The organism is Mesorhizobium silamurunense (assembly GCF_014843825.1).
Classification (GTDB): domain Bacteria; phylum Pseudomonadota; class Alphaproteobacteria; order Rhizobiales; family Rhizobiaceae; genus Mesorhizobium; species Mesorhizobium silamurunense.
In genome coordinates this window covers 1-18,371 of sequence record NZ_JHQR01000064.1, presented here as the reverse complement: position 1 = coordinate 18,371, position 18,371 = coordinate 1, and the positions used below count along the sequence as shown (strand labels likewise).

Annotated in this window: 11 protein-coding genes and 8 pseudogenes; 4 read left to right on the top strand and 15 right to left on the bottom strand. The window is 57.4% G+C overall.

Features of this window, described 5'->3' with window-relative positions; all coding sequences use genetic code 11:
• From DH10_RS07870 to DH10_RS07855, 3 genes and pseudogenes are all read right to left on the bottom strand, one after another.
• Positions 1–241, bottom strand: a pseudogene (locus tag DH10_RS07870) (transposase); the annotation flags it as partial.
• An 85-nt stretch (positions 242–326) separates the two neighbouring features.
• Positions 327–1,001 (bottom strand): site-specific integrase, encoded by a 675-nt coding sequence (locus DH10_RS36715; RefSeq protein ID WP_246811512.1) that lies wholly within the window; start codon positions 999–1,001, stop codon positions 327–329.
• 436 nt (positions 1,002–1,437) lie between these two features.
• A pseudogene (locus DH10_RS07855) lies at positions 1,438–1,569 on the bottom strand (IS3 family transposase); the annotation flags it as partial.
• Between the two features lie 52 nt (positions 1,570–1,621).
• Here DH10_RS07855 and DH10_RS36710 point away from each other — a divergent pair.
• Positions 1,622–1,835 (top strand): annotated as a pseudogene (locus DH10_RS36710) (IS3 family transposase); the annotation flags it as partial.
• A gap of 239 nt (positions 1,836–2,074) precedes the next feature.
• Here DH10_RS36710 and DH10_RS07845 read toward each other — a convergent pair.
• The 5 genes and pseudogenes from DH10_RS07845 to DH10_RS07825 form a co-directional block, all read right to left on the bottom strand.
• On the bottom strand, positions 2,075–2,812 hold the full coding sequence (locus DH10_RS07845; protein ID WP_192384586.1) for a class I SAM-dependent DNA methyltransferase: 738 nt from the start codon (positions 2,810–2,812) through the stop codon (positions 2,075–2,077).
• 665 nt (positions 2,813–3,477) lie between these two features.
• Positions 3,478–3,968 (bottom strand): annotated as a pseudogene (locus DH10_RS07840) (transposase); the annotation flags it as partial.
• Between the two features lie 56 nt (positions 3,969–4,024).
• A pseudogene (gene istB / locus DH10_RS07835) lies at positions 4,025–4,895 on the bottom strand (IS21-like element helper ATPase IstB).
• Complete coding sequence (gene istA, locus DH10_RS07830; RefSeq protein WP_192384589.1) at positions 4,892–6,154, bottom strand: IS21 family transposase; 1,263 nt, start codon at positions 6,152–6,154, stop codon at positions 4,892–4,894. Before istA ends, istB begins: the two are co-directional and overlap by 4 nt.
• Before the next feature lie 148 nt (positions 6,155–6,302).
• A pseudogene (locus tag DH10_RS07825) lies at positions 6,303–6,850 on the bottom strand (IS110 family transposase); the annotation flags it as partial.
• Between the two features lie 934 nt (positions 6,851–7,784).
• On the opposite strand from DH10_RS07825, the pseudogene DH10_RS07820 reads away from it, so the two are divergent.
• Positions 7,785–8,001, top strand: a pseudogene (locus DH10_RS07820) (IS110 family transposase); the annotation flags it as partial.
• A 165-nt stretch (positions 8,002–8,166) separates the two neighbouring features.
• Here the strand turns inward: DH10_RS07820 and DH10_RS07815 are convergent.
• The 6 genes and pseudogenes from DH10_RS07815 to DH10_RS07790 form a co-directional block, all read right to left on the bottom strand.
• Positions 8,167–8,973 carry a pyrroline-5-carboxylate reductase gene (locus DH10_RS07815; protein WP_192384585.1) on the bottom strand — a complete coding sequence of 269 codons (807 nt, stop codon included), beginning with the start codon at positions 8,971–8,973 and terminating at the stop codon, positions 8,167–8,169.
• Between the two features lie 3 nt (positions 8,974–8,976).
• Positions 8,977–9,620: pseudogene (locus DH10_RS07810) on the bottom strand (FCD domain-containing protein).
• A 281-nt stretch (positions 9,621–9,901) separates the two neighbouring features.
• Positions 9,902–11,830, bottom strand: coding sequence for an HAD-IA family hydrolase (locus DH10_RS36245; protein ID WP_210327765.1), 1,929 nt, complete (start codon positions 11,828–11,830; stop codon positions 9,902–9,904).
• Positions 11,831–12,174: 344 nt separating this feature from the next.
• Positions 12,175–13,272, bottom strand: a complete 1,098-nt coding sequence (locus tag DH10_RS07800; protein ID WP_246811511.1) for a beta/alpha barrel domain-containing protein — start codon at positions 13,270–13,272, stop codon at positions 12,175–12,177.
• Positions 13,244–14,050: an SDR family NAD(P)-dependent oxidoreductase gene (locus DH10_RS07795; RefSeq protein WP_192384584.1), complete on the bottom strand. Its 807-nt coding sequence runs from the start codon at positions 14,048–14,050 to the stop codon at positions 13,244–13,246. Before DH10_RS07795 ends, DH10_RS07800 begins: the two co-directional genes overlap by 29 nt.
• Positions 14,051–14,081: 31 nt before the next feature.
• Positions 14,082–15,284 carry an ATP-grasp domain-containing protein gene (locus tag DH10_RS07790; RefSeq protein ID WP_425515304.1) on the bottom strand — a complete coding sequence of 401 codons (1,203 nt, stop codon included), beginning with the start codon at positions 15,282–15,284 and terminating at the stop codon, positions 14,082–14,084.
• Positions 15,285–15,702: 418 nt separating this feature from the next.
• On the opposite strand from DH10_RS07790, the gene DH10_RS07785 reads away from it, so the two are divergent.
• Complete coding sequence (locus DH10_RS07785; protein WP_192384582.1) at positions 15,703–15,999, top strand: hypothetical protein; 297 nt, start codon at positions 15,703–15,705, stop codon at positions 15,997–15,999.
• Positions 16,000–16,064: 65 nt separating this feature from the next.
• Here the strand turns inward: DH10_RS07785 and DH10_RS07780 are convergent, their stop codons facing one another.
• Positions 16,065–16,208: a hypothetical protein gene (locus tag DH10_RS07780; protein ID WP_192384581.1), complete on the bottom strand. Its 144-nt coding sequence runs from the start codon at positions 16,206–16,208 to the stop codon at positions 16,065–16,067.
• Between the two features lie 902 nt (positions 16,209–17,110).
• On the opposite strand from DH10_RS07780, the gene alr reads away from it, so the two are divergent.
• Complete coding sequence (alr, locus tag DH10_RS07775) at positions 17,111–18,250, top strand: alanine racemase (RefSeq protein WP_192384580.1); 1,140 nt, start codon at positions 17,111–17,113, stop codon at positions 18,248–18,250.
• Positions 18,251–18,371 lie beyond the last annotated feature (121 nt).

Here is an 18,371-nt window from a genome sequence, read left to right as displayed (position 1 = left end):
CGTCGATCGGCGCCTCGTGCTGGAAGAACTCGAAGCCGCAGAAATACTGCCAGTAGGCATTCTCCAGCCAGCGTTCCACCACCTCCTCGTCCGACAGGTCATGGACGTGCTTGAGGTAATGCAGCCCGACCATCAACCGCGTCGGCTTGGCCGGCCTGCCGACCGGACGGTAGAAGCGGCCCAACGCCTCATCGAACCGTGCCCATGGCATCAGACCTGAAAGCCGCACCAGCGGATGCCTCATGTGAAGCGCTTTGTCCGCCATTTCGACCGAAACCGGTCTTTGACACTCGGCATAGTTCTCATGCTCAAAGGGCGTTCAGGAACTAAAGGAGCCGGTCGTTTGGTCGAAATTGTTCGGCCTTTGCGCGTTCGTATGGCTCCAGCTTGACAGGTGCGGCTTCCTTCAGCTGAAGATGTGCGTGAACATAGGTCAGCGTCGTTTCCATCGCCGCATGGCCCAGCCATAGGGCGATGACAGAACAATCGACGCCCGCCTTACAGCAGCTCGATGGCAGCGCTGTGGCGCCTATGTCGACCAAGACATAGGAGGCACACCCTGTTGGGGTGGCGCTCGCTAATAAGATCGCCCGAATTGCCTGGAAGCTTATGGTGAGCGCGAAACCTACCGGCGACTGGAGGCAATTTAGGAATTGGCCACCACGGCGAGCACTACCTTGGTCGAGATCGACGTCGTCTCGGCGCAGGTCGAGCGCTTCGGAATGGCGTAGCCTGGCGACCGCTATCAATCCGAACAGGCAATGATATTTCCAGCGACGCAAGGCGTTGGCCGGCGGCAGCGACAGTGCCGCCGCCAGAAGCGCTATGATCTCAGCATCGGTATAGATGTAAAGCTTTGCACGCCGCGCCAGCGGCACGGCGTCTTGAGGTGGCACTTCCGTCATGGGGTCGAAATGAGCGAGGTGCTGAGCGAAGCAGCGCACATCGGTCAGGCGGATGGACCAACTCGGTTGTCGGCCGATCAACGTCACCCACTTCATCCACCAGCGCCGTGGTGACGGTCTCGGCGCCGTGAGCCTCCATAAAGGTGACGAAATCCGACAACCGTCGAGCGGGGCCATGATACTTGTATCCCAATCCCTGGCGCATGCCCACATAGCGCCCGAGCGCTGTTCGAAGACGGTTCATTGGACACCTCCCGGCCAGGGCAGGCTCAGTTCGCGCAACTTCTCGATGTCGAGCTTGGCATAGATCCTTGTGCTGTCGATGCTCCGGTGACGAAGCAACTGGCCGATCTCAGCAAATCTGGCCCCGACCGCAGCAGGTCGGTCGCAAGGCCGTGGCGGAAGAGATGCGCGCCGTGGTGCGCATAGTCGTGAATACCCGCCCGCTCGAAGGCCTCCTTCGCGATCATTGCAATGGCGCAGCTGGGCAAAGCCTACGTGCGGAGCAAGCATTCGTCCGGGGCGGCATAAAGGCTTTTCGCTCGGTCTTGAGCGAGCAGAAGAAGCTCTCCATCGCAGCGTTGTCCCATACGTTGCCCGACCGGCTCATTGAAAAGGTGATGCCGTGGTCGGCCATCAGTCGCTGGAACTGCTCGCTCGTATATGCGGCGGCGGTCTATCGACAAGTCCTGGCAGACGCCATCTGCTCGGATCGATGGGACGCAAGGGGAGCCGAAAGCTTCATGAAGACGCTCAAGGTCGAGGCCGTCTACCGATGGCGTTCGAAACCTTCGAGGACGCCACCGAGCATCTTCTCACTTCATTGACGAGGTCTACAACAAGCAAAGGTTACATTCGGCGCTGGGATATCTCAGCCCGCAGCAGTTCGAGAATCAACATATCCGGCAGATCGGCCAAAACGCCGCCTGATAGATGTCCGCCCTCAGGGCGCACTCCAAGGTGGGGGAGTTGACCATACCCGGGGGATTTTGACCGACCCACGGGGGCGCACCGCCGGAAAGAATGGTGAACTTCGCGACCGACTTCGCGGGAGATTTCGCCAGTCAGAGCCGCAGGAGCTGTCACTGTTCAAGCCAGCGCGGGCATCGGGCATGACGGCTTGGTTTCGGCCGGGTCGCCTTGCGCGCTGGTTGTAGCGGCTTGCGGCCCTAAAGATCGGCACGGCGGTAGACCGAGATATGACGTTTGGACCCCTCCGTAAATTCACCTCTGGCCCAATCTCCCCACCGTTCCGCTAGCTTCAATCCTACACATTCGGCCATGGTGTCGAGTTCCTGATGATAGACGTAGCGAGCGCGACCAGGCAAACTTCTGACCGATGTACCGGAAAACCAGAGGAGGGTTGAGACCAGGTTCTGGCTTAACGGATCGTGGATATCCGCGGTGACAAATGTATTCTCATGATCGACGAGCGTAGTAGTAGTTTTCTGGCCGCCGACGAAATCACCGATGGCCGGAACAGGCAATTCTATCACTAGAGTCCCCTCATCATGTAACGCCTTCGCGGCAGATCGGAGGCAGCTTATTTGCGCTTCGCGGGTAACAAGCATCATCAACGTATGATAAGCACAGTACACTAGATTGTAGCGTTGCTCCGATGTGAAATTGGCCATGTCCGCCTTCCAAGCCTTGATCACATCGGTACGCTTCGCGTGAAGGTTCAACATGCTATCTGAATTGTCGATACCTTCGACCCTGACGCCCCGCTCGCTCAATGGCACTGCCACGCGTCCGTCGCCAATACCGAGTTCAAGCGCACTCCCTCCCCTGCAATATCGCTCTAGAAACGCGGCCGTCTCGTCTGCTTCAGCGGCTCTGCCGCGGATGCTGTTGAATTTTTCCCAGATTGAAGCCCAATTCTCGTTATAGGCGACATCATCAGACATGCTAAATTCTCCAGTTTGGTTTTGCTCTGCTTTTATGCGCACTAGTCGTATCCGGTTGCACTCCACTCGACGGAAGTTCGGTAGTTTTCAGCCAAGCTGCATGGTTCGCCGCTGGCCTGAGCCATCGACCAATCTGAAAGGTTTCACGGAAAAGTGTAGCCGTTGAACTGAGCGCAGGTCTGGTGCCCCCGTGATCTCCAAGCGAAATCATTACCCCAATGGCTCCGTCTTTGAGCGAATAGTCAACGTTCAAGAAGCAAGAGCCATACCAAACCAGAAAGCATGTTAATTCAACGAGTCGGCTTTTCGTTTCCCGATCCAACCTGTTCGCTGCGACGCAATTTCGTCAGGGTTCCGACAATGAACAAGCGAACTGCTCACCGACAATAGATCGTGCCCGCTGAGATGGTGTAACTGACGGCATCGGTCGAGCTGCTCTCTGATGGTCTCAAGACGGGGTCGTCTAATCGCGATCGTTGAGTCAAGTCCTTTATAGTTTCTGAGACGCGTATGCCGGGTGCAGGATCGTCTTCGCGGTCGACATCGGTCGCCGCATGATGGAGCTTCGCGGGAGGAGCCTTCAAATGTGGACGACGCACTCTGCTGAGCCAGCGGTGCACCCCATCAAAGCGGAATGGCTCTGCCCACGTCCCGGCAGGGACGTCTCAGCGCGCTCGGGGACCGAACGCTATGCCTAGGCTATCACGCTGTGGCCCGGCGGTCCGATCGAAGAACTCACCGGCCTTCAGCATCGCGTGCATCGTCACTTGCGGGCTACGGCAACAGCAGCTCGTTTGAAGCCGATCCGCTCGCGGAGTTTGAGGCTCCATGTCCGCAGGGCGCTGTCGGCCGAGCTGCGGGTCAGGTTCACCGTGGCGGCTTCGTAGAGAAGCCCTCGCAAATGACGATCGCCGCGCCGGGATATGTGGCCATCATAATCGACCTCTCCTGATTGGTAGCGGCGGGTCGTCAGACCAAGCCAGGCGCCAACAGAGCGGGACTTCCTGAAATTGTTGGGATCTTCAATGGCGATGACGAAAGAGGTCGCGGTGATCGTGCCGACGCCAGGGATCGACATGAGGATCTGACACGCTTGGTTTTGGCGCGCAGCAGCGACAAGCTGGCGTCCGAGCTCGGTGGCACGGGTGCGCATGCTGCGCCTGTCAATACCGGGTGAACTTTCCTCAAAAGTGCCGAAGTAAAATTCCTCAATTATGCCGTCTCGGACGGCATGGAGAATTGGGTATTTTTCGGCGGCCGCCCTCGCGGCCGTGATGGTGGAGCGAAGGACGGTGGAGTAATCAGGGCTTTGGAACGGAATCAATTCGGCATGCTGGCGCAGCCTGTAGCTTGATCCTTCAATCTGAACGACGACGGCATGATGCAAAAGCCTGTCGAGAAGCGCGGTGGCGACCACGGCGTCTCCAAAAACATCGCCCCACTCTGCAAAGCCGCGATTGGACGTCAGGATCATTGCCCCTTTCTCGTAGCGGGCGTTGACGAGCTGGAAGAACAGGTTGCCGCCGCCGGCGATGACCGGGAGATAACCGATCTCATCGACGATCAGAAGACCTGGCCTGCAGAAGAAGCGGATGCGTTCTTGCAGCCGTCCCTCGCGCTCGGCCCTGGACAGCGCTGCGATGAGGTCGGCAAGCGTACAGAAGTAGACGCTCTTGCCCGCTTTGACAGCCTCGACGCCGAGCGCCACGGCGAGATGGCTTTTGCCGGTTCCCGGCGGCCCGAGGAAATGGACGGCCTCGTGCCTTTCGACGAAACCCAGTTGCGCGAGCGTGAAGATCCGATCGCGATCGAGGGAGGGCTGGAACGTGAAATCGAAGCCGGCGAGCGTTTTGATGGTTGCCAGCCGACCCATCCGCAGCGCCGTCTTTATGCGACTGTTCTCGCGCAGGGTCAGCTCTTCGGAAAGGAGAATGTCGATCGCTTCGAGTGCCGACAGCTCGCCATGCTCCAGGCGGCGGGCAATATGGTCAAGCGCTTCAAGGGCACGTGGCATCTTTAAGCCGACAAGGTCATGGCGAATGCGGTCGATCATCGACGGCACGGCATCGAGAGCGGCGTTCATGGGCGGTTCTCCTGCGCCATGGCTCTGGCGACGGCGTCGTAGAAGGCGAGCGGCCGCTGTGTGACCCGGTCTCCGGATCCATGAAGAATGATCTCGTCATTGTTGACGCGCGATCGCGATCGCGGCGGTGAGCGAAGGGTTCTGTGTCCTGGTTCGACGCGGCGCTGATGGCGACCTTCCAACACCGGATGGACAGCAATCAGCGCGCCGTCTTCGAAGATTCGAACCTCATTGGCCAAGGTGTGAACCTCGACGAGCCGCCTTCTGGTGGCGTCGGGCACGCTGTATGCGTTTCCACCGACACTCACCATGCCCTCTCGGGATATCCTTCGCTCAAGCCGCAGAACCGATCGGAACGGAGCCAGCGGCAAGGGACGCAGATGAAGGCGCTCTTCCGCGAAGGCCTCGACGACGACGCGCTGCGTTCTGGCGTGCACGCGCGGATTGGCAACGGCATCCAGCCATTGCCGCAGTTGGGTGTTAAGATCATCAAGGTTGCGAAACGAGCGCGCCAGGAAGAAGTCTTCACGAATATAGCGAAATGGTCGCTCGACCTTTCCCTTCGTCTTGGCGCGATATGGTTTGCAGGCCTTTGGATGAAAGCCGAAATGGCGGGCGAGATCGAGCAGAGCGCGGTTATAAACAATGCCGCCCGTTTCGCCTTCGCCGATGACCGCAGTCTTCATCCGGTCGTAAAGGATCTCGCGCGGAACGCCGCCGATCGCATCGAACGCCGCCGCGTGGCATCGCAGCACTGTCGGCAGATCCTGATGCATAGCAAAGCGCGCCCAGATGAGACGGCTATAGCCCAGCACCATAGAAAACAGCCAGACGATCCTGGGGGTTGCCGGCTCGTCGGTGAAGACGACATGGAATTGGGCGAAATCCACCTGTGCCTGTTCGCCGGGAGCTGTTTCGAACCGAACTTCAAAGCCGGCTTCTGAGGTCGGACGAACGTCTCTGAGGAAGTCCGTGACGGTAGTGTAGCCACCGGCGTACCCACGATCCTTCAGTTCTCGCAAGAGCCGCCGACCGCTAAGGCCGGGATAGGCAGCAACCCGTTCACGCAAATAAGCGGTGAAGGGATCAATCACCGTCGCCCGTGGCTTTCTTGGTCCATAGGCAGGCGCCTCAAGGCCACGCTCGATGTATTTGCGGATTGTCTTTCGATCGACGCCGGTCTGCCTGGCGATCGCTGACACCGACAGCCCCTGCCGGTGCATATCCAAGATCATGACTATCTCCCCGAGTTTGATCACCGCCATTCCCCTCTCGACCATCGAGAGCAGTATCGGTGATGACGCGCCGCCGGTCCTCCGGGGCGCGCCCCGGAGGACCGGCGGCAACACTAGACTGAGGAAGATTCAAACGGCACTTCTGGGGAGTATTGATCCGGTATCGACAGCGCCAGGCTTCCAGCATCGGCAGCACGATAGGGGCGAGCCCGTCCTGATCGACAAGAAGACTCCGGACATTCTTTTCGAATGTGCTTCCCTTGCCCGCGGGAACGAGCAATCCAAATGTCTTCATGAGCCCCGGATCTGGTTTGAAAGCTCGGTGGTGATCCTGACCAGCCGGGTGCGTGCCGCCACCAGGGTGCGGGTCAGCATGCTGTCGAACCCTTTCACCCGCACCTCACGAAAGAACCCTACTTCTGCAAGATGGGCCAAACCGTCGGCATCGTTCGCGTCAGTCTTATTCGCGGCCACTTTGGCATGGCGAGCATCGATGCAGATCGCTGGCACCCTTTCCGAGCGTAGCACGTGATAGAACCAGACGGAAAGGGGCCCAGTCTCGAACACCACGCGTTTGGCGGCTGGCGCCCGCTTACGGATAAGCTCGGCAATGATCTTTGGATCAGAGGCGCACTTCCCCGCGCCAGACGCGCTTGCCTCACGTCGGATCGACACCGCTGTCTCTTTCATCGACACGTCGAGACCGATATATTCTTCCATGGCTGTTCTCCATCTGATGCTTGGGCCCGGCGTCAGGTCGTGAGCCCGTATTTCCATCTTATCGGGGAACAGCCACCTTCCAAGGATATGATTGGTTCTCTGGGCGACTCGCTCCCGCGATTACCCCATGTGGATGTCAGCCTTCTCCGATGGCATCGCAACGTGCCATGCCCGAGGAGAATGATATGACCTGAAAACCTCTCTCAGCGATCCAGCAGGTTAAACTCCTGCCCTGTAAAGTCGCAGCCCGCCAGCCCGAAACGAGTCTTATGTGGACATCGGCAACGGCGCTCATTGAAGCGTAGACAGCGAATGCGGTGATGTAAGCCGCGAAATGCGAACGTGATGACGCCTCGGTGTGCACACCGGGGGCAGCACCCGAAATGCCGGTACTGGTGAGGAAATAGAGTCATCCGGGGTCTGGGACCGCCGCACAATCACGGGACGAATTGCCACGGAACCTGGGAGGTCTCGCAATTGCCGAAGGGGTATAGCCGGAATAGGGAGTGCCGGCTGATCCAAAGGGGCCAGGCCCAAGGCCCGGGGAGCGCTACAGCAAACACGAACAGGCAGGACCCCGCGGACCCTGGACTGGCGAAAACAAGAGCCGAAGGGCATGCGGTGCGGGAAGTCGGAGCGCCCTCATAGTACCGTGGAAAGCGGGGAACCGTAGCCAGCATAACCCGGTCGAGGGAAGGTTCTGCTCATGATGCCTTACTTGCTATTGCAATGACATCATGGGACAATGACGTTATTTGGGTCGTGTAATCGCACCCCGTCACGCCAATTTCGATCTTTCTTCGATCCACGATTGTTTCATCGTAGGCTTGGCTGGTTGGTACATGCCTTCAACTTCGATCCGCCCCTGTCGACCGTCCATGGGCAATATTACCACAGATCTCAGCGCTGTTGCTACTGTGGGCCTCGATCTGGCTGCCTCATTGGCTTGGAAGCGTGTGGCTCGGCCCACCACTAGGCTCGCGAACTCATGAAGTTCGGTCATGACGTGCGGCTAATGTCGCCAGACTATGTGAAAGCTTACGAAGCGCCAGAAGAATGATGCCGCTGATGCAGCAGCCATCTGCGAGGCGATGACGCGCCATTTGATGCGTTTTGTGCCGGTGCGATCGGTCGGGAACCAGGCGGCCCTCATGACGACCGCGAATAAACTCGGCCGTATCGCCTTCGCACTCATGCGCGGCCCGTCCTCGGTCTCGGTGACGCCTATCACTTGAACCCGCCGCCTACACCGATTCCGATGTCATCGCCGCGGTCCCATAGGAGGTAGATCAGCGCGTGCATGCGGCCGACCTTTTTTAGGGTTTGACGTGCTCCGATGAGAAGCCCTTTTCGATCCTGGCGAGTACGTGATTGAGCGCCGTCTTCAGTGCATCGGCTCCCCCATGCTTTTCAAAGTCGGAAAGGACTTGTTCGTTCAGTCCGCCCCTAGTTGCGAACGCACGACTGAGTTCGGCGAAGGCAACTCCGGAGGGTGCCTCCAGGGCGGTTCTCGAGAGTTCGGAGAACAAAGGTAGGAGATAGGCCCTCGACTTGTCTCTGGACAGCCCCTTGCCGGTGACCCATTCCAACGCCCCATTCATGATGCCGAAATAGGTCGCCATTAAGGAACTGGCCGCGGCAAGCAATTCGTACTCCCTGCCTGAGTCACATTGCACGATGCTGCCCAGCACCTTAAAAATTGCCGCTGTCTCACGATCCCGTGGATAGATTGCGGTGATGCCCCTGCGCTCTGCGACGAAGGGCAGCGGAATAGTCTGCGTCAGCCGCACGTCCGAGCCGATCCATCCAAGAAGTGTCGTCCGGTTGGTCGCGGCCATCACGCTGATCACAGCTTGGCCAGTTCGGAAGGAGAGGGAACGGACGACGTCTCTTGCGATCTGAGGGCGAACCGCGAGAACGATAGTGTCGCAACTTTTGACGATTGACTGATTGTCGGTCGCAACCGTCACCGCCGCGAAATCCCTGGCGAGTTTGGCGGCAATCTCAGCGTTACGCGGGGATACCATGAAGCGCGACAGGGCCGCCGGCTCCCGGAGCAATCCTCGCACAATGGCATCGGTGATGGTGCCGGTACCGATGAACCCGACTTTCTGACCACTCATCGCCTACTTCGCCGCGACAAGAGGCCCAAGGGTGACGTCGCTCGTGTAGTTCGCGCGCATGAAGTTGGCCTGAAACTGGCGCGTGTCGGCTTGCACCAGATCGTCAGCCAGGTCGACGTTCATCTCTCTGATCGCCTCAAGCATAAAGTCGAGCTCCTCGGTCAGACGGCGCCCATCATAGGTCCGTTGCAAATATTCGAAATGCCGGTAGAGCATCCATTGGTTTTCCGGTCGCATTGCCTCATAAAATGAGGCCAGATACGGATTCTTCCCTCCATGCACGATTGCCTGGTGGAATTTTTTGTTGCCTTGCGACATCTCGAGATGGTTTCCAGTGCTTACCGCCGCCTCAAAAGCCTTCTGGGGCTTGGCGATCGTCTTCAGATCTGTTTCTGTACGCAACGTGGCGGCTAGCCACGTATTCATGCGCCGTGCGATGTCGAGCGCCTCAACAATATTTGGGAAGGTGTCGACTCTTGATGCCCCACAATCGTGCTGCGATTGGAGAGCGTCACGACGTGCCCATCCCGGGCCAGCTTGATGGAGGATTCCCCCAACGGTAAGCGCGACATGTCGAAACGATCGGCTTCGAGAAGCTGACCAGGGGGCAGCGTCAAGGCGAGCGGCGAGAAGCCATCCACCCCCAACGTGACCCTCGGATAGACGGCGCGCTTTCCGCAACGATCTGGCCCGTCTCCGCGGACGTCCAGGCCCCCAGTCGAATAACTTCCACGCGGCGACAATGATCATCTTCATCTCTGTCTTGATGCCTGGGCATCACTGTTGTCCCTATAGCCGCCTGTGCTCTTTGCAGATCAGCTGACACCTGTCGACGGGCGCAAAGATCCCGCAAGGTGGGGCGCATCATCAGATCCTTCCGTGGATCGAACGATTGTCGCCATCTCCCTCATAACCCATACTTCCGCGTTCAACCGCTGCCGACAAGATGCGCCTTGTCCACTCCGCAATTGTCGCGCCTTGCCCGAACCTGATTCTTTATGCCGCAATGCTTCGCCGATTGAAGATGTGGAAGCAAACTGCCGTCGAAAATCTGACCGAGGTTCTTTGCGACAAAATCGGGAGCGCCGTTCTCGTCTTGACGCAACTCGTCGCTGTTGTTGAGGCCAGTGATTACGAGAAGTGCGTCGAGCCCGGCAGCTTTTGCGCCCTTGATATCAGTATCAACCTGATCGCCGACCATCAAAAGACGGTCGGTACCGGCCCGAGCGATGCACTCTTCGAAAATCGCTCTTCCTGGCTTGCCCATAATCTCTACTGAGATTGGAGGAGCTCCGAAGGGCGCTAGTCCAGATTGAAGCATTGGCCCAATTATGCCTGGTCCAAAGACGAGTGTGCCGTTTTTGCTGGGATAAATGATGTCCGCGTTTGCCGCTATAATGCGGGGCATTTCGCCCGTCTCGATCAGTCTGCGTCGAAAAGTGGACAGGATGTGATCGGCCGCTCGTTTAAAATCGAAACCTTCGTCATCGAGCACTACGAGCGTGTCGAACGTCTCGACCGTATCCGCGCAATGAAGATTTGGATGCTTGCCGAAGATCTCATGCGCAGCGTGTGCACTGCCCACATAGGAAACTAGCCGCCCGGCAGCCAGCTCTTCGAGTACGCGATGTCGCGCAACACCTCCTGCTGACACGATGCGGTCGACCGCCGGAATTGGAAGTCCCGCGCTGCGGAGACGTGCGAATATCGTTTCGTCCGATCCACTGCTGATATTCGTCACGATGTAGAATGGCTGACCGGCCGTATTGAGTCGGGCCAAGATATCAACAGCGCCAGGCAGGGCATCATTTTGGCTGATCAGGACCCCCGTCGCGTCGAAAAGTAGCGCGTCATAGCAGTCTGCCAGTGTCTGGGGAGGGCTTTCGAGGGCGACGGTTAGAGGACGCGCCGACTCCGTCCTTGGTTGAACCGCGCTCTCCTTGGAGGGCGGAAAGTAGCCGTGACGCACGACCACTTCGGGTGGTATGGTACCCCCGCACGTCTCGCTGTAAGCCCAGGCCAGCCACTCGCATAAAGTCGCCAAGTCATCTGCCTCGACCGTAGGCCCCGCCCATATCCGAAATCCCGGTGGCGCGTCACCGTAGCTCCAGATGTCAAAAGCTGCGCCTTCGGCTTCGAGTCGACGGATCATCTCCGCAACAATTTTACCGTCGTCCTCCTTTTCGCCGGCTGCGAGCTGCTCTTGTACAAGCCGAAGAGTAATTGAACAGGTGGAGCGTGCTGTCGGATTGGTGCAAGTCCAATCAATCCACGGAGTAGAGTTCACCCAGTCGGCCATCACGGCATAGTTATTGGCAACCCTGTTCAGAAGCGCGGGTAGTCCGCCGCACGCTTCGGCCCAGTCGAGCGCAGAGTGGATATCCTCGACAGCGAACATGCTGGGGGTCGAGATCGTGCGGCCGTCAAAGAACGCCTTGTTTACAGATCCGTCGGCGTTGTGCAGCCTCATGAGCCTGGCTATAGGCTTACGTCCGCCGACGATCAGCCGTGCCTGCGCCCGAGGCGAGAGCGCGATCATGCCATGGCCGCCTTCGCCGCCAAGCGCCTTCTGCCATGACCAGCAGAGAACATCGATCCGATCGTAGTCGATGGGTCTCGTAAAAGCTGCCGAGACGGCATCTGCGATCACAAGCCCGGCACGGTCAGGAAGAATCCAGTCAAGATCCGGTGGACAGACGCCGCTGTTGGTGCCGTTTAGCACTAGAACGATGTCGTGATTGGGGTCGATCCTGCTCGTGTCCGGAAAATCTCCGTAAGCACAGATGTGCCGATTTTGGGGGGCAAGCCCCAACGTATCAATCTCATTTGCCCAATACTGCGAGAAGCTGTCTGACAAGAATGTCTCGACTGGAAAAGGGCCGAGTAGATTTTGTAGGGCCATGCTGCAGGCCCCAGTGCCTGAACCGGGAACGATTCCGCAGAGCCAGCCATCAGGCAGCTCTAGCAAAGAGGCCATGCGCCGGATTACTTCTCCTAGCCGTTCTGCTCCCTCGGAGCTCCGGTGACTCCGTCCAACATAGCGCAGCATAGTCGGGTGCGCGCTCCAGCCGGGATGTTTGCGGCAAGGGCCTGATGAAAACCGTGGATCGGACGGGAGGACCGATGGTTTCACTACCGTGTTTGGCAGGGTCATGGCTTCCTCCAATTGGGAAAAAGGGGCACATCGAGAGATATCTGAGATCAGGCAGTGTCCTGCGCCATCAGCGCCGACAGCTTGTCATTGGCAAAACTTATCCGTTCATCGGCGGGAAGGTCCGCAAGGCGCCTGATAATTGCGGCATCAGACAAAGGCCCGCCTTCACGAAGCTTTTGAACATAGGACGGATGGATGAAGTTTGAGCCCGCGTATTGATATGCCGCGCTGCTGCCCCAGCCATACCGTTTGCGAAGCGGATCGAAGTGACGCAGGACGTGCTCGAGGAGTGCCCGTTCCTTGGATGCTTCGAGATGAGTGAGAAGCGGTAGGAGCTGCTCACTAGCCGTATTTCCTGCGCCCCGACCCATGCCGCCCATGGTGCAGTCTATCCATGTCGCTCCCGCCATCGCGGCGGCCACTGAATTGACCAGCGCGTATCCGCGGTTGTCATGGCCGTGGAATCCAATGTCAGGCTCAATTCGACCTGCAAACCGGCCGATCAATTCCTGAACGCGAGTCGGCTTCATCGAGCCAAAGGAATCGGCAATATAAAGCACGTCGATGGTGTCGACCCGCGTTACCTCCTTCAGGCACATTTCAACTTCTGCAGCATTTGCCGCATCGATCTGCATGAGATTCACAAACACGCGGAAGCCCGTGTGAGACAACTCACCGAAAATGTTCCGGCAGGCAGCCAAGTTGCTGTAGTGCGCCGCCACTCGGACGGTCGTGATATGCCCTGGCTCTAGTCCTTCTGTCAGGCGGGTCACGGCAAGGGCTATAGGCAGTTCGCTCGCAAGCACATCCTTGGCATCGATCATCACGCATGCATCGACCACGAGACCGGCAGCCACCTGTTCGGCCTTGGAGCTCGTCACACTGGCGAAATATCCGTGGCTCTCAGGCTTTCCGACGAGCCCCAGCTCGATCATGCGCACCGGGAGAGTGTTGATAGTAGCGATATAGTCCGACACCAGTTCCGGCGCGAAATCCCAATTTGTGTAGTAGCCACCGTCGCGCAAGGTGCAGTCAAGAAAGTTCACTTCATCTGGTATTGTTTTTAACATTGCCCAGGTTCCTCGAAATACCGCCGCAACATCGAAGCATCCTGCATCAGCTCGCGGCATAGCCCCCATCGACATAGAGAATCTCGCCTGTTACGAACGATGCAGCCGGGCTCGCGAGGAAAATGTACGGCCCGAAATACTCGGATAAATTGGCGCGGCGTCGCATCGGAGTGAGTTCCATTGCGCGGCGCTGATAAGGGCTATCGAGATTAGGATGCACTCCATCCATGAAGTTGTTGATGAATCCAGGTGCGACGGCGTTTACGCGAATACCCTTATTGGCCCATTCTACCGCCATGGTACGCGTCAGTTGATTGACGCCACCCTTGCTCGCAGCATAGACAGTCAGGCCCGGTATGCCGAGCGAACTGGCGACCGAAGAAGTCATGATGATGCTGCCGCCGCCTTGATCCAGCATTGCTTGGGCGGCAAACTTGGCACAATAGTAGTAGCCACGCAGATTGGTATCGACAATTTCGTCCCATTCCGGCTCTTCATATGAATGCGCTGGCTTAATGATGTCGGTACCTGCGTTGCAGACCATCACATCGATCTGCCCAAACCGGTCGACCGTGCCATTGATCAGTGCCTTGCAATCGTCGTGCGACCGCACATCAGCGCTGATAGCCGTCACGTCGATTCCTTGGCCCGCAAGTTCGGCCTCTGCTTCGGTCAGCTCTTCAACATTGTGCGAGGAAAGGACTATCTTGGCGCCCAACCGTCCAAAACAGGTAGCGAGCGCCTTCCCTAGCCCGCGGCTCGAGCCCGAAATGCAGACCACCTTGCCATCAACTCCGAAGAGCTCCTGGTATCCTTCTGCACCAATTGCAGCGTTGCGATTTGTATCAGACATTATAGATTACCCGCTATTATTTTGATTTAGTTCAGGTCAAGGTGACGTCGTCGATAGTCGGAAATGGTGTGATCGACCAATCGATCAAGTCGACGGCACGCCGAAGTATCGCCTCTGTGCGCGGAAGAGTGGATGAAGCGGCGATGACATGCCCCAAGCAATCTCGATAGTCGCCTTTTCTGACAATGGGCATCTTGGGTTCAACATAAAACTTGACCTCAGCAACACCTGATACTGCGGCCACTTGATCGTTCCCGGCGATCCAATCAAGGGTGCCATCGCAATCAGCAATTAGGAACCGCGCGGCCGCAAAGTGCGAATGCCTTCTGCGCAAATCGCATTTGTCGCCTATAACAAGCTTGATGTGCTCGGTGATGAGATCGACACCGTAAGCCAGATGAACCATTTGCGGAGTGGGCGAGCCATGAAGCCGCGGATTGACTTCAATGACGACCGGACCACGCTTCGTCCACCGGAATTCAATGCCCGTTGGCCCCCAGCCAAGGCCGAGAGCTCGCAAACAGCTCAGCGAAACATCTGCGATACGTTCATGCTCGTCATCACTCAGCGGTGCCGGGTAGGTTTGCCAATGATAAACGAAATGCGGTGGAGGGCCGAAGTCACCGGTGCCAATCCCAAAGACCTCATTCCCCATTATGTCGGCCCAATAATAAGGGCCTTGTGCGAATTCTTCGACCAGTATCCTCGGCGCAGACCGCCATGTGTGCTGCCCGCCCAACAGATGTTTCGTATGTTCGGTCACCTCATCGGCAGTGCGGCACAATCGGACACCGACGCTGCTGCTGCCCACCGCAGGCTTAACTATCACCGGCAGTCCGATTTCCGCGGCAGAACACTCTACCTCCGCTGCATTGGCCGCCAAGCGATAAGCAGGCATCGGAACGCCTGCGGCCGTGAGAAGTTGGCGCTGGGTGTACTTATCGCAGCATTGTTCAATAGCTCCCGGGTTCGGCCCCCGAAGATCGAAATGACGGCAGAGCTTGCCAACTGTCGCATACACTGAGTCCAGAAGGCCCGTAATGCCAGCGATTTCATAGGTCGCTCGGAGCCGGGAACATTCGCGGATCAGCGCATCGAGATCGTCTGTATCAACACGGATTGTCTCAGCCTCTTTCACCCCAAAATGGTCATACCGAGTTGGATCATCCGAAAGGGTAATTGGCTGGAGGCCAAGACGCTGAGCGGCCTGGACGTAGAGCAGACCCGAGCCCATTCTTGTGCCTCCAACTAAGATCAACGCTCTTGCCATTGCTAGGGACCTCTTCTGTTCGTGCCGTGCGGCGGTCTGAAGATTGTCGGCATCTTTCTAGCCTCGCTGGACCTTAGACCTTGCCCCGAGGCTACCATCGTCAACGATTTTGCGGCGTTAAGAGTCTGCGAACCTTTAGTTCGAGTTTTGTTGCCACGGCTGCCGTTCAAACTTTTGAGTGCGTCTTTCCAAAAACCGGACAGAGTTGTGACGGGAACTCGGTCATGGCCGGATTGAGGAAAGCGGGGCATCGAGGCGGGTGATTGAAGCCTTGCCAGAACCTCATATAAGGCGGGATTAAGTCAAGTGAATGCATCAGGACGAGACCGGTCATTTCTCTCGGGTCACGCGGCGCGAAGTAGAGGCGGTTTGGGCTTGAACAATGAATGCATCTGCGGCTCTGACTGTCGAAAACTCGCGCGAAGTCGATCGCGAAGTTCCCATTCTTTCCGGCGGTTCGCACCCCATTAGCAAAACCACCGCATTTGTTGCTTTTCACCATACGTTTGGCGACCAGCGAGTTGACCGCCGACTCGGCAAGGGTGGTAGCGACCCGAAGGACGGCTCGGCAGCGTTTGCCGCAGTCGGTCGCACCGCGGTTCGAACGGACAAGGTGACCAGCTGCGATGTCAGCACGCGAAGACGCGCGATCGAACTTGCAACGGAAGCAATCGCTTAACAAAAACCTGGAAACCTTGAGGTCTCGGATAGCTCGATCCAAGCATCCGTGCCGCAGTCGCCACTTCACCGCTCTGTGTCATGGTCAATCTTCAGGGCCGCGCCGACGCCTTCAGCCTGGGATCGAACCATGTAATCGGCGAGTTGCATGGGCTTGATCTTCATGGCGATGTCGAACCAGTCGATGATGTGGGCCGTCGGCTTCGGCATGGCGGGGCAGCCGCTTGAGAATTTCAGCATCGTCCGAAATTACTGGTACGTCGCCGAAAGGCGTCCCGTCGGATATATTCCAAGGCACAATGCGTACTCCGTCCGGGCCTGCACTCATAGGAGACATGCCAGAACTGCGCCTTGAAGCTTGGCCTCAGAAGTATCGTCGCCGCGCCTTGGACGACGCGATCCTTGAGGGAATGCACAGGGGTCGGAATAGCCCTGGTTTGCCGGCCTTGGAGATGAGCTTGCGCGGCGCGGGACCTGGTCATATGTGTCGGAGCGCAACTCGGCCTGAAGCCCTTCGAGGAACGGCCCACGGTCACCCCGTCGATCCAGGCTGTGCGTCCGCCTTTGTTCGAGGCTACGTCGCAAGGCGTGACGCAGCATGCGCAGGTCGATTACCCAACCCCACATATCCCGACAGGCGTCTTGGGATTTGCCTTGCTCCACTGGTAGAGTTTGCGCTGAACGCCAAGTACCCAAGCCTGGTCGGCCCGGTGATCCATGTCCACGGATCACTCCTCTACCCAAGTCGACCGTCTTCCTGCTTTCCCTTCGCCCCGTGCACGGCTTCCCCGCGCTCTGACAACTACGAAAGTTTCGCCCCTTGGTGTCGTCCATTTTCCGGCCGTCGCGGCGAGCCTAGTTCCGCGCCGGGCAGACAGTCCAAGTTCCAGTGTTCCGACTTCAACCTTGGCACCTTAATGTCGCGATGCTGCAATATTGTTCTAACAATAAATCACATTCATCCGGTGATTTCCCATGCTATCTCCCCAAACCTGCTCGTCAAACCCGAAGCGAACAAAAAACTGCAATATTTGGAGACTTGCATAAATAACGATTATAATCGCCGCAGCTCCAATCAATGTCGAATTATACACACTATGCGAGAGTAGACGATGTTGTCTCTGGTGCGACCTCCCGACGTTGTATTGGAAATAGATCTGGCTGCTGTTCGAACTAACTTCCAAAACATCTCGACGTATGTTGGGAATCAGGTAAGGGTGGCCGCAGTCGTCAAAAGTGACGCGTACGGACTTGGTCTCGTGAACATTGCAAGGGCGCTGATAGATAGTGGGTGCAATCTACTGTTTGTCGCTAATTTGGACGAAGCCATTCTTCTAAGATCTGCTTTTAGCACGATTGCGATTGCGGTTTTTCGCGACGAGTTCGACAGGTTTGGAACATTCTATCGTTCGCATGGACTGATACCTGTGGTGAATAACTGCAACGAATTGAGTGCTGTAAGCAAAGCCGGAGAGGCGCAAACGTACTTTCTCAATGTGGAAACCGGATTTTCTAGGTTTGGGCTAAGCATCGGCGATGTCCGGCGCGAGTATCTGCTGCGCACCTTCGAAAGATTTCCTCCTTCGATAGTGCTCAGCCACCTCGCATGTGGCGAACGCATTTGGGACGAGACGAACGTATTGCAAAGGGATCGTTTTCAGATAGTCTATGATCTTCTTAAACCCACATGCGGCAGTCTCGCTGCCTCCGCCGGGGTATGGCTCGGCAAGTCCTACCACTTTGACATGGTGCGTGTGGGATCGGCACTGTACGGAATCAATACCCCTACCGTCCAGGCAAATCCCCTGCAAACTGTGGCCAAGCTCAGAGCACGAATACTTGATGTGCGGACCGTCCAGGCGGGGGAGGCTGTTGGCTATGGTGCAACGTTTCGTACGATCCGGACCAGCCGCATAGCAATCGTCGGGATCGGATATAAGCATGGCCTTCCATGGTCCTGCGCGAATAAGGTAGTCGTTAAGTTGGGCGAACATTCAGCGCCGTTAATAGGAAGAATATCCATGGAATATATGACTATTGATGTAACGGACGTTCCCGGATGTTGCAACCCGGGTACCTTTGTGGAATTGCTATGCGACGACTTCACCGTTAATGACCTTGCAGCGGCCGCTGGCATCAATCCACAGGAGGCACTGACGCGGCTTGGTGCCGGTTGCACGCGGAAATATCTTAATTTATCCTCTCCGACTGCGGCGTTCACAGCGAACCCGCCCGACGCAGGCGAAGACTAGCAGCCGAGAGCAACGCGCGTTGGAATCAGTGGCATGATCCAAGATACTTGAAACCGCCGGGCCTTGCTCGCCCAAAGCGACGAGTCACTCAATAGTCCGCCCTGAACAACGGTTAAGCGAT

What these genes read in the sequence shown, in the direction of transcription:
- DH10_RS36715 (WP_246811512.1), bottom strand. Translation starts at nt 1,001, where the DNA reads ATGAAGTGGGTGACGTTGATCGGCCGACAACCGAGTTGGTCCATCCGC.
- DH10_RS07845 (WP_192384586.1), bottom strand. Translation starts at nt 2,812, where the DNA reads ATGTCTGATGATGTCGCCTATAACGAGAATTGGGCTTCAATCTGGGAA.
- DH10_RS07815 (WP_192384585.1), bottom strand. Translation starts at nt 8,973, where the DNA reads ATGAGTGGTCAGAAAGTCGGGTTCATCGGTACCGGCACCATCACCGAT.
- DH10_RS07800 (WP_246811511.1), bottom strand. Translation starts at nt 13,272, where the DNA reads ATGTCGATGGGGGCTATGCCGCGAGCTGATGCAGGATGCTTCGATGTT.
- DH10_RS07795 (WP_192384584.1), bottom strand. Translation starts at nt 14,050, where the DNA reads ATGTCTGATACAAATCGCAACGCTGCAATTGGTGCAGAAGGATACCAG.
- DH10_RS07790 (WP_425515304.1), bottom strand. Translation starts at nt 15,284, where the DNA reads ATGGGCTCGGGTCTGCTCTACGTCCAGGCCGCTCAGCGTCTTGGCCTC.
- DH10_RS07785 (WP_192384582.1), top strand. Translation starts at nt 15,703, where the DNA reads ATGAATGCATCTGCGGCTCTGACTGTCGAAAACTCGCGCGAAGTCGAT.
- DH10_RS07780 (WP_192384581.1), bottom strand. Translation starts at nt 16,208, where the DNA reads ATGCCGAAGCCGACGGCCCACATCATCGACTGGTTCGACATCGCCATG.
- alr (WP_192384580.1), top strand. Translation starts at nt 17,111, where the DNA reads ATGTTGTCTCTGGTGCGACCTCCCGACGTTGTATTGGAAATAGATCTG.